This is a genomic window from Chryseobacterium sp. HNCC26DJ238, from assembly GCF_057180465.1.
On sequence record NZ_JBXUGI010000016.1, the window covers coordinates 116,807 to 131,540 of the forward strand.

Consider the following 14,734-nt stretch of genomic DNA (forward strand, 5'->3'; position numbering starts at 1 on the left):
CAGTATGGCAGACGAACAGTATCTTACCGAAAAGCACTATGTTGTTTGTAATAAAGGCATGTCGCCTAAAAAGATGAAGGTCACAAGCCAGGATTTTGTAACCTTCAGTGGGGATAAGGCTGCAACAGCGCTTGATACTTTGAAAGGTAATAATTTTATCTGCCTGGGCAAAACGGCATTTATTGCCGGAGCAGTTGCAGGAATAGCGGTTGGGATCTGTGCAATGATTCCCGGACCGGGATGGCTGGTTGCGGCCATTATTGCAGCAGCCATCTTAGCGGCAGTAGCCATAGGAGCACTAAAATGTAAGGCTGCAGCGGCTACCAGAAAATGGACGAGTACTGCACAGAAATTCTCTATTGAAAACCACAAAGCGCTTACCCTGTCGTCCATTATGGTATGTCCTGCCGAAGGGGGAACAATTACGCCAAAAGAAACCGCATGGGAAGCCTGGGGAAGTGCTGCACTGACCAATCTCGGGCATGTCGCCAATTTTGCTTTCGGATTTCTTGCGGGTCGTGGTGCTGTGGGAATGGTAGGAGGTGCTGCCGGAGCAACCACAGCTGCCGGAGTTACCGGAGCGAGGCAGACTGCAGCTACCTTCGGGCGTGAATTTGGGAAACAGTTTGTGAGTACGGCACGAAAAGAATTAATCGAACAGTTTACCTTTAAAGGTTTTAAAAATGCCTCACTCTTCTGTAAAACCATGCGTGGACTGGGAATTGGCGGAGCCTATTATGAACAGTATAACATCTGGAGCAGCGACAAAAGTGCAGTTGAAAAGTTACAGGAAAGTGGTGTAAGTCTTATATTGGGGATTTTTGCGGCGAAGGGGGCAACATTGGTCTGTTTTCCTGCCGGCACAAAAGTTCACACTCCGGATGGGCTGATAAATATTGAAGATTTAGATGAAGGAGATCTGGTACTCACCTTTAATGAAGAAACAAAGCAGCAGGAATACAAATCTATCCTTGTGAAATATGAAAGATTTACCCAGCAGATGCTTTCTCTGGAACTGCCAACAGGAGAATTTGTACGGGTTACTCCTGAGCACCGTTTTTTCTGTAATGATGAATGGATAGAAGCAGGCAACCTGAAAGCCGGAGACTTGCTGCATTTAAAAGGTGGTGATTACACCACGATCATCAGTACCGAAACTTTGCCTCATTACGAAAAAGTTTATAATTTTGATATTGAGGATAATGAAAACTATTATGTCACTGAGGATGGGATTCTGGTGCATAATGGTCGATATAGAGCAATTGACAAAGCGCAAGAATATGAAGATGCTATTCAGGATTTATATGGAGGTGCTGCAAATTTTAATTCGCGACAATATTCTGCAATAGTTGATGGGCAATTAGTAAATGGTGTTGCTGATAATGTTGTGAATATAAATGGAAGAACTGTTGCTATTGAAGCAAAATTTGTCGAAGACTGGAATAAGTCTCTCAGAAATCCTCTTGATAAAAAGCCTTGGGCTATTGCGGAACAAAACAAAATGCTTAGTCAGGCAAAAAAATATTCTAATGCATTCGATGAAGTAGTATACCATACAAATAGTCAGGAATTAGCTGAACATTATTCTCAGATTTTTAATCAAAATGGTATCACTAATGTTAGATTTGAAATAACACCATAAAATATGAAAATAAAAAAAATATATCTTCCTGGAAAAGAAGAATTTGAATTTAGAGAATATAGGTATATCCACATAAAAAATGGTAATGGAAAAATTAACAAGGATAATTTTGTTACTATACTTGCTGCTGCTAATAAACCTTTGATACCGCAAATTGGTGGTGTTCTAAATGAAAATTTTATCATAATTACACCAAATGAACAGCGGTTTTACGGGCTATCATATTCAAAAGATATAGTTGGATGGAGACAGCAGATTCAAAAAGGTGCAACTATACTTCAATTGGAAACTGGCGACATCAGAAATGGAGAGTATCTGTTTGTCAGCAATGGAGAAAATTATAAATTAGAAGATTGTAAATTTGAGCGGTATAATTTCTATGATGATAAAGGTAATATGGTAAAAATAAATACCGCTGTAGAAAGCGATCAAATTTTGTAGAAAAGCGTCCGTCTCACAACTTATGAAGACGGAATTTTTTGTGATTTTTTTCTATCTACTCTGTCAGAAAATGATTTTGAACTAAATGATTCTCAACCCACATGATTGGGATCTGTGCAATGATTCCTGGACCGGGATGGCTGGTTGCGGCCATTATTGCAGCAGCCTAAGACTTCCGAAGTTATTGTGGACGGTCAAAAAGTAAATAGAGTATTTCCTTTGTTTGATTCTAAATTTACAACTACACTACCTGATAACTTATTAGTGGCTGGTGATCCTAACAGTTTGGACATTGTACAGAACAGTTAGCATTTGCAATTAGGAAAAATGGTGATTTAGTAGAGGTAGAGAATAATTTAGATGAGGTAATTTGGGAAGATTTTTTATCAGAAGAAAAGTTAAAAGAATTTGATGATGAAACTCTAGCTCAGGTCAATATGCGATTGTCAAAAAAAGGTTAACCTCCGATCGAAAAATAAAGCATACTGTCTTTAAAAGTACGTACACTAAAAATTTTAGCTCGGATTATTCATCTGAGCCTTTTTGATATTATCAACCGGTTAAGAAGTTTTCTGGTATTCCGGAGATACACAAACATTCCGTAATTGGGTTAAGAGAGTAGTGGCAATAGTAAATGCTCAGGGTAATAGTATATTCAGAAATACCGTAAGCTGAAAAATTCAGATGATGAAAACAGAAAGTCATTCTGATTGCTTCAGGGATGACCGAATGTAAGATGAAAGATGTAAACAATGCCAAAAAGTACCGGAAGAAAGCTGCTGAATCGGGTAATGTGACCAGTTTAAATAATCTAAGGGAACTTGACAAAAAATAGCCTTAGCAACAGCCGAAACGGATACTGAATTTTTTTTATTATTATAGACTTTCAACCTGATGATAATCTGCTGCCAGTTCATTAATTTTGCCTGTATATGAACAGGTATCTTTGAAAAATATGAGCAATCCATTTTCCGTCAACAGCCAGATTAAAACAGTTTCCACTTTTTCCGAACTTATTAATACCCGGTTTCAGGGAGATACCAATGCGATCTGCTGGGAAAGAAATCTGAAAGGGGATTTTAAAGAAATCGTATCTAAGCTTGAGCTAAAAGAGAATATTACCGAAGTCTATCCTGAAGATCTTATATCACTCAAACTTTCAGAAAATGGTAATGTTGCGAGAGAAATTATTTTAACTGATCTGAAAATACTGACGGATTTCGGAGCATCCCCTTCACTTAATTTACTGAAAAATTACGAAAGGGATGAAGAGTTCGACTTTATCTCCACGGATGTCTATTCATTTCATGTCGACCGCTCTCCGCTGGGCACCGATACTTTCTTATGCACCTATTACGGGGCTTCCAGTGATATTTTATCCAATAATCAGGCAACCCAGAAAATCCTGATTCCTGAAATCCGGGAAAAGCTTAAAGCATTACACGATGGTCAGGAAGAAGAGTTTGACTCTTTTTTACAGGAAAATTACTTTGATTTACATTACGAACCCGCTACCGACGCCCAGCCTGTTAATCTGGGATCAGGACATCTCTGGAGACTCGCCGTTGATCATCCTGAGCAACAGGTTTTACCCTGTATTCACCGTGCTCCTGTAGAAAATGATGGTGAGTACCGGCTGCTTTTGATTTGCTGAAAAAGTCTTGAGGTTGATGATTTATCCTTAAAAAATATAGTTATTGAAGATCCTGGAGTCAAAAATTTTGAGATTTATTATTATTGTACCATAAAAGGTGAGAGTAGTTAGTGTAAAATACCTTATCATTAATACTATACTGCAGTGACCATACTAACCAGATAAAAACACAGCAAGTTCTGTCGTTACATGCTCTTATTTTTATCCTATCCATATTAAAATTGGATGAAATATCCCCACAAGTACTGTCATATTCGTTAAAAAAAAGTTAAATTCGCGCCAAATAATTAAAAACCCAAACTATGAAAAAACTTTACATTACTTTTTGCGTCGTTCTTTGCAGCACTTTACCGGCTCAGGATAAAAAATTCGATGTCACGTTAAAATCACCGGATGCCGCCCAGATCTCCAAGTTTACGGATATACCTGCTTCTACATATACCGGAATCGTCAGCTCTTCTATTCCTATTTATGATATTAAAATCGATAAAGAAACTTTTCCTGTTACTATCAATTATCACGGATCAGGTGTCAAAGTAAAAGAAGCAGCTTCGAGAGTCGGTCTAGGATGGTCTTTATCAACAGGCAATACCTCTCTTTCAAAACAGATTTTTGGTGCAGAAGATACCGGATGGATTCCTAATATACCGATGGATGAAAATTATTTCACACCTAACGACCAACAGTCAACGAGCTATACGTTAGCTATAACTGCTACAGGATTTAATGAGATTACAGGAGTTCAGGATATGACTACAAAAAGAGATACCCAGCCTGATATCTTTTCATACTCTGTAAATGGTATTTCCGGAGAATTTCACTACGACCATACCGGAAAGATCCTACAGATTCCTTATCAGAAAGTGAAAATTGAGGACATCTTTAAAATTACTGATGACAAAGGGATTATTTACAACTTTACGGCCGGAAATTCTGTAAGAAATTTGGGAGGTAGAATTGCTGATGTTCAGGATATACAGACAACAGAATATAATATTCAAAGCATTATCTATCCTTCCGGCAAGAAAATACTCTTTGAATATGATCCTGTTTCTTACGGTTACCTAAGTAATTATACCAAAAGATTTTCTTATCCACTTTATGGATGTGAGTCTGTAAGCGGTGATGGTGCTATGAATGAGTATGATGAATATGCAACGTATTCGGAAATCATGAGAGAGTCTGTTTTGAGAAAAATCACCTTTCCTGAAGGAGAGATCAGTTTCAATTATGATACCAGGGAAGATATTATCGACGGAAAGAGACTCAGCAGCATAACTGTCAGAGATATGAATCAGAAAATCATTCAGAATTATCAGTTCAATCAAAGTTATTTCATTTCTACGGAGCAGATTGATGTGCTGAATTACGGCAACCATACTGCTTCATTAATGAAGAGGCTGAAATTGAATGAATTGGTAGAAACGGTTGAAAATAAGAAATATCAGTTCGAATACTATGAAGACGCTCCTCTTCCCAACCGGTTTTCCAATGCAGTGGATTATCTGGGATATTATAACGGTGAATTATTAAATACAGGTATCGAATATATTGAGTATGACGGTCAGATCTATGGATTGGGTGATAAAAAAGACCCTCATATCAATTTTGCCAAACTCGGAAGCTTAAAAAAAATCAAATATCCTACAGGAGGCTCCATGGATTTTGAATATGAAAGCGACAGCTTTCATTTTAACGGGTATGAGAAAAAGATTACCAGAAACGACCTTTTTGTGCAGAATTCCGATCCGGTGCAGACCATCAGTACTCCCTCTTCATTATCCCAGGTTAATTTTAAAATAAAGTTCTCCTCAACAGTGAATCCTGTAGATGACGGCTCAGGAAGTCTTCCTACGGGTCCGCATTTTATCGGAGAAATTCTCAACGCCGGCAATACCGTGGTCAAGACTTTTCTGGTTGTAAAAGATTATGACTTCATGCTGCCAGCACAGACTTCCTATAAAGTAAGAATCAGAAAGTCAGGCAGTGTTCCGCCTTCGGAGTATGCTTCTTTAAAACTGGAATGGTTTGAGATTCAGAATCCGCTTAAAGACTATGATAAGAGTGTCGGCGGAATCAGGATTAAAAGAATCGTTAAAAGAAATTCTGACAATAATGTGGTACTGGCTCAGAATTATAAATACACCCTTGAGAACAACAGAACATCCGGTGAATATTTTGGAGATAAAATCGATTCCTATTATTTTTCTAAAAGCCCGTACGGAACTCTCGGAGCATCATGTGAGAAATTAATTGTTACCAATTCAGGAAACGCCAATGTTACGACTGTTAACGGTAAACCTGTTGCTTACAAGAGAGTAATTACAGAGGTGGAAAACACGACAGGTACAGAAAAATATAAGACCATTGACTATTTCACCAATTATCCTTCTACGAATTTCAGCACGGGGAGGCAATCTTTTTTCCAGTATGCTAATAATCAGTATGCAAGAGGGATTCTCAACAAAAAAGAATTTTACAGTTCTTCTGACAGGCTGTTGGAAAGGCAGGAATTCGACTACGCATTTGATTATAAGCTTAATGACCAGTCAAGCGATTATATGGCAAATACCCCTGAACTTACCGTACAGCCCTATGTACTTAATCTCATAGGAATTTACTGCGATCTGTGCTACACGGTTTCACAGCATTATATCCCCACCTTTGAGTATTCACGGTATTCCGTCAACTCAAGCTGGGTAAAACTGACAACACAGAAAAGCATCCGCTTTTTTGACAATAATCAAAGCACCACAGAAACTTCCGGTTACCAGTATGACACTACATATAAGCATCTTAATCCTACTTCCCTTATGGTTGACTTTCCGGATAACTCCAGTCAGGTTACGACTTTTCAATATGCCCACGAAAAAGCCATTCAGAAACTCATCGATGCCCACATTACCGGTGTGCCTTTGGAAACCAGTGTTACCAAAAAGGAAAATCCTGCAGATACAGGAAGCCTGATCTCAAAAACAGAGGCTCAATACAACGATCCTTCCCATGTTTTCCCCACTTCAATAATCGCTTATAATGTTCTTGACGGAACTTCTACCGCTGCCGTCACCTTCAATAAATATGATAATAAAGGAAATGTACTTCAGTATACCACAAAAGAAGGCATACCTGTGACTGTTATCTGGGGATATGATCAGAACCGGCCCATTGTCAGGATCGAGGGTGCACAGTATGAAAATATCAAAAACAATCCTCTGGTAAATGCTGTTATTGATGCCTCGCAGTCTGATATGCAAAACCCGGCCAGTGAGCCGGCTTTACTCACGGCACTGAATAATTTAAGGAATGATCATGCTTTTAAAGATTTTCAGATCACTTCTGTTACTTACGACCAGCTGATCGGGATTACCAGTCTCACAGCTCCTTCAGGAATCCGCGAATCCTATAAATATGACCCAGCAAACAGGCTTGAAAAAGTGGCCGATGAGCAGGGTAAAAGCTTGAAAGAGTTTAAATACAACTACAAACAGTAATAATGGATAATGGATAACCGTATTAAACAATTTACTATTAATATGCCTGGATCCATCAGAAGTCATCCCTATAATTAAAGATCTCATGATAAAAAATACAATATACTTTATTTCCCTGCTTGCAGCAATGTTATTTCATGCGCAGAGCACTACGGAAAACTTTGTACAGTTGAAAGAATGCCTGGATGCGGACTGTATCAAAAGGATTGAAACCGTACAGTATTTTGACGGCCTGGGAAGGCCAAAGCAGGTGGTTGGCGTAAAATCATCCCCTCTTGGAAGAGACACTGCCGGATACATCGAATATGACGGTTTCGGAAGACAGGTAAAGGATTTTCTTTCTGTACCCCAGTCAAATACTTTAAACGGAGACATTGTACCAGATCCTCTGACCAATGCTCCCAACACACCCTACGGACAGGAAAAGATCTATGCTGAAAAAATAATCGAAAGCTCTCCTTTGAACAGGGTGCTTCAGCAGGTACAGCCGGGGACAGCATGGACAGATAAACCCGTGAATTTTGCATATTCACTCAATACGGACGGCGAGGTCAGAAAATATACCGCTCCAACCACCACCGTGGAGAGCAGAACAAGTTCCCTGTTAAGAACGGCCGATGATTCAGGAGCTTTAAATGGCTATTATAAAATCAGCCAGCTGTACAGAAACTCCATAAAGGATGAAGACGGTAATGAGACCGTGGAATTTAAAAACGCCAGGGATCAGACTGTTCTGATAAGGAAAATCATCAGTGCTTCGGAAAAGGCGGATACCTATTATGTGTATAATAAATACGATCAGCTGGCATTTGTAATGCCGCCGAATGCTTCGCAGGCTGTTCAGGCTCTGCCTCCGGGTACAGCCATTCCTGATGCTGTCTTAAACGACCTCTGTTATCAGTACCGCTATGATGGTGACGGAAGGCTTGTCGAAAAAAAGCTCCCCGGAAAAGGCTGGGAATATAGGGTCTATGACAGGGCAGACCGGCTCATCCTGACTCAGGATGCCAATATGAAAGCACAAAATAACTGGCTCATGACCAAATATGATCAGTTTGGAAGAGTGGTGTATACCGGAATAATCCATTCGCTGGAAAGCCGGATCACCTTGCAGAATATGATTCATCCTGCAGTGATTACAGAGTTGAGAGATTCTGCGGGATTTACAAAAAATGGGATGATTGTTTATTATTCGAATACTTCTTTTGCCTCAGACATGACGAGTATTTTAAGCGTTAATTACTATGATACCTATCCTCCCGGCACCCCCTTCTCGCCTTCGCAGATCATCGGGCAGGATGTTCTGAAACAGGCAGATCAAAGCGCGATCTCCAAAAATACAAGAAGCCTCTCCCTGGCTGTCTACGTCAAAAATATAGAAGATGACCAATGGACAAGGAATTACACCTGGTATGATCTGAAAGGGAGACCTATAGCCACGCATTCTGTTAATTACCTGGGAGGCTACACCAGAACGGAATCGGAACTTGATTTCTCAGGAACCCCGAAACAGGTGATCACCCGTCACAAGAGGTTGAATACCGATACGGAAAGAGTCATTACCGAGAACTTTACCTATGACCATCAGAACAGATTACTGGTACATACACATAAAGTAGACAATAATCCCACAGAGTATCTTGCACAGAATAAATATAATGAACTCTCACAGCTTGAAACTAAAAAAGTCGGCGGTAACAATACATCCACTCCTCTTCAGACGGTGGATTATCAGTATAATATCCGGGGATGGATGACGAAGATCAATGATCCGGCGAATTTGGGAAGTGATCTGTTTGGCTATAAAATCAAATACAACCAGGTGGAGGGAGAAGAAAATCCCAACACTGATTTTATGGATCTTAAAGTCAAACCCGGATTTAACGGAAACATCGCTGAAGTGGACTGGAAAACCAACACAGCAGCAGGTGACAACCTCAGAAGGTATGGATATGTTTACGACAGCCTCAACAGGCTCCTGGCAGGTTTTTACCAGAAAGATGTCAATCCTTCAGCTAAAGAATATTTTGAAAAAACATCATATGATCTCAACGGGAATATCACCAACCTGAAAAGATCAGAAGGGGTATTACAGGGAAGCGCGACGGCTATGAGGATTGATGACCTTAATTACAGTTACACCGGAAACAGATTAAACAGCGTCACGGATATTTCAGGTCAGTATTCAGGATATCCCGAAGCTTCGGGAAATCCCATTTCGTATGATCTCAATGGAAACATGGAAGATCAGAAAGATAAGGGGATCTTAAAAATAAATTACAACATCCTGAATCTTCCGGATTATTATAAATTTGACATAGAATACATCGTCAGAAACAAAGATGGAGAAAATGAAATTCGGAATGTAAGGTTAGATTACCTGTACCGTGCAGACGGCACAAAGCTGAGAAAGAAATACACTTATTTTTTCAATAAGGGTAAAGCAGAGCGATACAACAGTACAGACTATCTCGACGGTTTCCAGTATTCCGGAAGCCAGGGAATGATGACCTTGGATTTTCTTCCCACGTCAGAAGGATATTATGATTTCAAAAATAATAGTTATATTTACAGCTATACTGATCATTTAGGCAATGTAAGGCTGAGTTATCAGAAAGATGAATCAGGAAATGCAAATCCTGTTGATGAAAATAATTATTATCCTTTTGGATTGAAGCATGAAGGATATAATTATCTAAGTGGAAGCCCAGCCTATCAATACAAGTATAACAATAAAGAATTACAGACTGAGACGGGCATGTATGATTATGGAGCAAGGTTTTATATGCCGGATATTGGAAGATGGGGTGTGGTGGATCCGCTTACAGAGAAGATGAGACGGTGGTCTCCCTATAATTATGCATTTGATAACCCAATTAGATTCATCGATCCGGACGGAAGAGCACCTCTTGATGACCATTTTAATAAAAATGGAAGATTTATGTACAGAGATAATAAAAAAACAAATAATATCATAGTGCATACTGACCAAGGAAACGCTAAACTTTCCCAATTAGATTATAGTAAAAAAGGGACTATCAAAGCTGTAAGTAATATAATTGCTCATTACGCTGGACAAAAAGGACTTTCAGGATATTATGGTGTAAGCGGTAAAATAAAAAGCGAAGATACTGGAGCTATTACCTCCAGAGCTACTGGAACTGTATTTTATAACACTAAACAACTTGCAAAAGGAAACTATAATGATTTATATGATCTCAGAAATACCTTGGATCATGAAGCTGGAGCAAATGGGCATAAAAGTGAAAATCCAAATGTAAAATATACATTCCTAGATCATGCAAAAGTTTATCTAGGACAATCTAAAACTTCAGACTACGGATATTCTACTGAAGGAAATCAAAATTCTGTTGCTTTCGGCTTTGCACAAAGGTTATGGAACTCTTATAAAAATAAAGAAATTTCATGGCAAGGTATGGATCCATATATATCAGATTTTAATAACAATAATAAAGGTGGTGCTTATATTTCTACTATTGGAGGATATGAGGGAGAACCAATGGAAATAGTTATACAAAATGGAACAAAACAGTCTAAGCCACAACCTGTAGAAATAATGAAAAATCCAAATGATTAAGATTATAAAATTTATACTTGTTATAATATTTTTGACAAGTTGTTCAAGTGCAAGTGATAAAATAAAAAATGTTATTTTATATAACGATAGTATTGGCTATTGGAACTACGAATGGCCAAGAGATAGGGCTGAATTCTACGGCTTTACTTTAAAGCTTTCTAAAGACGGTAAACTTTCAAAATATTCTTTTGACAAAGTTGAAAAGAAAAGAAGACTATTTGTAGATGATGGTATTGATCAAAGATTAGAATGGGGTATTGCTAATGATTCTATATTCACCTTGATGAACTACAATTCTCAAATTAAAGTAACAAAATACAATAAAGATACAATTTGGCTTTATGATAAAAAAGATAGTGAAAGGTCTATGCTCATTAAAGTTAAAGATGACTTGAACATAGAAAGGTAATATTCTTGTCTAAAAATTATTAACCACTCAGAATGCATATCAGTACAAGTACAACAATAAAGAATTACAGACTGAGACCGGAATGTATGATTACGGGGCGAGGTTTTACATGCCCGATATTGGAAGATGGAGCGTAGTTGACGAACTCGCAGAAAAATCCAGAAGATTTTCTACCTACACTTACGCTTTAGACAATCCGATAATATTTGTTGATCCTGATGGCAGAGAAGCTCAACAGTGTTGTGGGATATGGAATCTTACAAAAGCATATTATTCGGGTTTATATGAGGGTGGAAAAAGTCTCGTTCAAGGAACGGTTAATTTTGTGAAACACCCTATAAATACTCTGAATGCACAGAGTAAGGCAATGGCGAAAGACCCTGTTGGGGCAATGAATAGTCAGTTTAAGAGTGTTGCTAAAACATTCGTGCCAATAACTAATGTATATAGCTTAGGATATACAGCAGCAACAAAAGGCGTGAATGCAGCAGGCAAAGAAGCGGGAGCTGATTTGACACAAAAAGTAATTGAATTAGCTGTTGCGGGGACGGCAAAAGGTGTTGGAAATGTTTTGACTAAGACAAAAGCAACCCCAAGTATATTTGAACAGGTTACATCAGAAGCAAAAAGAGTTCATCCGTCAGTAAATACTGCTACTTTAGAACCTGGTCCTTATGCAGGACAATCTATACCTGCAAGGAGTACAAGTCAAACTTTTAATGCAGCAGAAAGGGAAGCTATTAATCAGATAGGTAGTACAGAAGGTTGTCATACTTGCGGTGTAACAGAGTCCGGGAGAAGTTCGGGTAATTTCACGCCCGACCACCAACCAATAAGTGGATTGGTTCCAGAGGGAACACCTCAAAATTTGTTTCCGCATTGTGCTGGATGTTCTGCTTCACAAGGAGGAACTACTTCTGCTTTAAAAAGGAAAGGTTATGATATCAGTAATTTAAATCAATAAAGAATAGAGAATAAAGATGTTATATAATATATTAGAAAATGATTTTTTTTTCATAACGAAAGGGTTTGAATCAATTATTAACAAAGAGTTTAAAATTAAAAAAGGAAATTACAATGAAGTAGAAGTAAAATATGTTATTGATTATATTTTAAAATATATAATTACAGAAGATAAAATTTTCAAAGATAAAGAAACGTTTGAGCTTGGATCGTGGATGTTACAATTTGTTTTTAACGAAACTTATATTGAAATATATGAGTTGGTCAGTGTTTTGGATGGGAAAAATATCTATAAACAGGGAATTAATATAGCTACCGAAATATATAGAATACAATTAAGTCTAGTAAAAGAAGGAGTATCTCCTTTGATTCCTAAATTTAGTCAAAAAATAGCATTGTCAGAAGAGATTTATAATGGTAGTGAGATTAATGGTGTGAGATATCCTGCTCCATCACATATGACGGGATGGTATTTAACTTCAAATTCCTATAAAGGAGATGCAAACACATTAGTAGTAGATTATTTATATTTTATAATCAATAAACGTTTTGATATAATTAAATTTTTAGCATTACCACCAGGATATAGGTTTTATAAGGATAGTCAAGAAGAAGGTTTTTGGTTTGACAACCAAATAAAATAAATACTATTTGTGAGTATTGAAAAATAACTACCGTAATTACGGTGGTTTTTTATGTGTTTTATAGCGATACATTTTGTTTTACAAACCGCTTTCACAGTTAAAAACAAAGAAAGTTGGCGGGGTAAGTTCATCAACTCCTCTTCAGACCGTAGATTATCAGTATAATATACGGGGATGGATGACGTAGATCAATGCTCGGTAAATTTGGGAAGTGATCTGTTCGGCTATAAAATCAAATACAACCAAGTGGAGGAAGAAGAAAATCCCAATACTGATTTAATGGATCTTAAAGTCAAAACCAGATTTAACGGAAATATCGGTAAAATGTACTGGAAAACCAACACGGCAGCAGGTGACAACCTCAGAAGGTATGGATATGTTTACGACAGACTCAACAGACTCCTGGCAGGTTTCTACTAGAAAGATGTCAATACTTCAGCTAAAGAATATTTTGAAAAAACAATATATGATCTCAACAGGAATATTACCAACCTAAAAGATCAGAAGGGGTATTACAGGGAAGTGGATTAACGATACCGCATTGACTCCACAAGAACATAGACTATACAATACGTTTTGGAAAAAACTTCAAAAATCAGCTAAATAATAATAATATGGATAATAATATTGATTTACTATTAAGTAATTTTACAAAAAATGAGCTTCCAAGTCATTCTCTATATACGCATTTTATAAAAACAATTGACTTCAATATAGATAAGGAATACTTAAGCTTTATCTCCAAATACAACGGAGCGGAAGGAAATATTGGAAAAGATGGACATCTCTTTTTATGGGATATTGAAAACGTACTTTCTTGTAATCCTTACTATGCTGACGTAGAAGACTCTTTTAATCTTTTTTTTATTGGAACAGACGGAGCTAATCATGGATATGCTTTTGATAAAACTTCTGGGAAGATTGTAGGGATTGATTTTTTATATATTGGAGAAGTTAAGCCGCAATCCCTTGCAGATTCATTTTTTAATTTTCTAAGTATATTGAATGGTAGATGATTTATGAAAATGAATTTTACATATCCAAAAGATTATTTGGATTACATTAATGGCACTCAAGAATATGAAATATATTCTGATTCCGGATTTATTGAATTATTTCCTTTTGATGATTTAAATGAAATAAATGATGATTACGAAACACAAAAGTTTGTTCCTAATTTTATAGCTATTGGCTCAAACGGAGGTGGTGTTGGGATATTTATAAAAAAAGAAAACAAAAAATTCTATTCTATTCCCTTTATTGGAATGGAAGAAAAGGATGCTGTTTTTTTAGCAGAAACTTTCACTCAATTTTTAAATGCTTTTAAAGCAGATGAGATAGAAATAATATAATTCTAAACATTAAAATAGCTCCACTGCAATCGCAGAGGGGTATGTGTTTAGTCAATTTGTTTATCCATGAGGTCGAGGAAACCCTGCACCAGTTCATCGAGGATGAGAGAAATGTTCTTATTAAGGTTAAGAAAGTTCCTGTAGAGGTCTTCTGCGGATTAAACTCAAAAAATCGAATAGCAGTTTTTGGTTAAGGTAGCAAAAGTCCTTGACTTTTTGGGGGCTGCATACTCGCAGACCTTCCAGAGGATGCGGATGTTAATGTAGTTCGAACGGTAACCAAGAGTTGCCTAAAGAAATACACCGCATTTAAATTTAAATTTTTAGGATCAATTAAGAATATTACAAATAATTTATTCAGTTGATAATTTTAAAATAATCTTTGATTATTCTGAATAAAAAATTGCTTTTAACCGCTCTGCGAAGTTTGTAACTTCGTAGCCCATTATATCGTGTGGCATATAAATAAAAAACCTCTCAGAAAGTGAGGTTTTTTTTGTATTATAAAGCTACTGCATTTTTAGCAAAAAAATCTTTAAA

At 37.2% G+C, this 14,734-nt stretch carries 10 protein-coding genes and 1 pseudogene; all 11 read left to right on the forward strand.

The features are described 5' to 3' along the window. The first annotated feature begins 4 nt into the window (after nt 1-4). The 11 genes and pseudogenes from AC2A07_RS15540 to AC2A07_RS15590 all read left to right on the forward strand — a co-directional run bounded on the left by AC2A07_RS15540 (nt 5) and on the right by AC2A07_RS15590 (nt 14,194). Nucleotides 5-1,642, forward strand: coding sequence for a polymorphic toxin-type HINT domain-containing protein (locus tag AC2A07_RS15540; RefSeq protein ID WP_484051141.1), 1,638 nt, complete (start codon nt 5-7; stop codon nt 1,640-1,642). Between the two features lie 3 nt (nt 1,643-1,645). Continuing rightward, on the forward strand, nt 1,646-2,083 hold the full coding sequence (locus AC2A07_RS15545; RefSeq protein ID WP_484051142.1) for a hypothetical protein: 438 nt from the start codon (nt 1,646-1,648) through the stop codon (nt 2,081-2,083). A 955-nt stretch (nt 2,084-3,038) separates the two neighbouring features. Beyond that, the gene (locus AC2A07_RS15550) at nt 3,039-3,737 is read left to right on the forward strand and encodes a DUF1826 domain-containing protein (protein WP_484051143.1); all 699 of its coding nucleotides are present in this window, start codon (nt 3,039-3,041) and stop codon (nt 3,735-3,737) included. Nucleotides 3,738-4,039: 302 nt separating this feature from the next. Beyond that, entirely contained in the window at nt 4,040-7,228 is a 3,189-nt protein-coding gene (locus AC2A07_RS15555; RefSeq protein ID WP_484051144.1) for a hypothetical protein, read from the forward strand. A gap of 85 nt (nt 7,229-7,313) precedes the next feature. Beyond that, nucleotides 7,314-10,826 (forward strand): DUF6443 domain-containing protein, encoded by a 3,513-nt coding sequence (locus AC2A07_RS15560; RefSeq protein ID WP_484051145.1) that lies wholly within the window; start codon nt 7,314-7,316, stop codon nt 10,824-10,826. After that, complete coding sequence (locus AC2A07_RS15565; protein ID WP_484051146.1) at nt 10,819-11,235, forward strand: hypothetical protein; 417 nt, start codon at nt 10,819-10,821, stop codon at nt 11,233-11,235. Before AC2A07_RS15560 ends, AC2A07_RS15565 begins: the two co-directional genes overlap by 8 nt. A gap of 31 nt (nt 11,236-11,266) precedes the next feature. Continuing rightward, nucleotides 11,267-11,461 (forward strand): annotated as a pseudogene (locus AC2A07_RS15570) (RHS repeat-associated core domain-containing protein); the annotation flags it as partial. A 754-nt stretch (nt 11,462-12,215) separates the two neighbouring features. Further along, nucleotides 12,216-12,842, forward strand: coding sequence for an immunity protein Imm33 domain-containing protein (locus tag AC2A07_RS15575; protein WP_484051147.1), 627 nt, complete (start codon nt 12,216-12,218; stop codon nt 12,840-12,842). Between the two features lie 174 nt (nt 12,843-13,016). Then, nucleotides 13,017-13,262 (forward strand): hypothetical protein, encoded by a 246-nt coding sequence (locus AC2A07_RS15580; protein ID WP_484051148.1) that lies wholly within the window; start codon nt 13,017-13,019, stop codon nt 13,260-13,262. Nucleotides 13,263-13,456: 194 nt separating this feature from the next. After that, entirely contained in the window at nt 13,457-13,858 is a 402-nt protein-coding gene (locus AC2A07_RS15585) for a hypothetical protein (RefSeq protein ID WP_484051149.1), read from the forward strand. A gap of 9 nt (nt 13,859-13,867) precedes the next feature. Continuing rightward, on the forward strand, nt 13,868-14,194 hold the full coding sequence (locus AC2A07_RS15590; RefSeq protein ID WP_484051150.1) for an SMI1/KNR4 family protein: 327 nt from the start codon (nt 13,868-13,870) through the stop codon (nt 14,192-14,194). Nucleotides 14,195-14,734 lie beyond the last annotated feature (540 nt).

What these genes read in the sequence shown, in the direction of transcription:
- AC2A07_RS15585 (WP_484051149.1), top strand. Translation starts at nt 13,457, where the DNA reads ATGGATAATAATATTGATTTACTATTAAGTAATTTTACAAAAAATGAG.
- AC2A07_RS15560 (WP_484051145.1), top strand. Translation starts at nt 7,314, where the DNA reads ATGATAAAAAATACAATATACTTTATTTCCCTGCTTGCAGCAATGTTA.
- AC2A07_RS15590 (WP_484051150.1), top strand. Translation starts at nt 13,868, where the DNA reads ATGAATTTTACATATCCAAAAGATTATTTGGATTACATTAATGGCACT.
- AC2A07_RS15565 (WP_484051146.1), top strand. Translation starts at nt 10,819, where the DNA reads ATGATTAAGATTATAAAATTTATACTTGTTATAATATTTTTGACAAGT.
- AC2A07_RS15540 (WP_484051141.1), top strand. Translation starts at nt 5, where the DNA reads ATGGCAGACGAACAGTATCTTACCGAAAAGCACTATGTTGTTTGTAAT.
- AC2A07_RS15550 (WP_484051143.1), top strand. Translation starts at nt 3,039, where the DNA reads ATGAGCAATCCATTTTCCGTCAACAGCCAGATTAAAACAGTTTCCACT.
- AC2A07_RS15580 (WP_484051148.1), top strand. Translation starts at nt 13,017, where the DNA reads ATGGATGACGTAGATCAATGCTCGGTAAATTTGGGAAGTGATCTGTTC.
- AC2A07_RS15555 (WP_484051144.1), top strand. Translation starts at nt 4,040, where the DNA reads ATGAAAAAACTTTACATTACTTTTTGCGTCGTTCTTTGCAGCACTTTA.
- AC2A07_RS15575 (WP_484051147.1), top strand. Translation starts at nt 12,216, where the DNA reads ATGTTATATAATATATTAGAAAATGATTTTTTTTTCATAACGAAAGGG.
- AC2A07_RS15545 (WP_484051142.1), top strand. Translation starts at nt 1,646, where the DNA reads ATGAAAATAAAAAAAATATATCTTCCTGGAAAAGAAGAATTTGAATTT.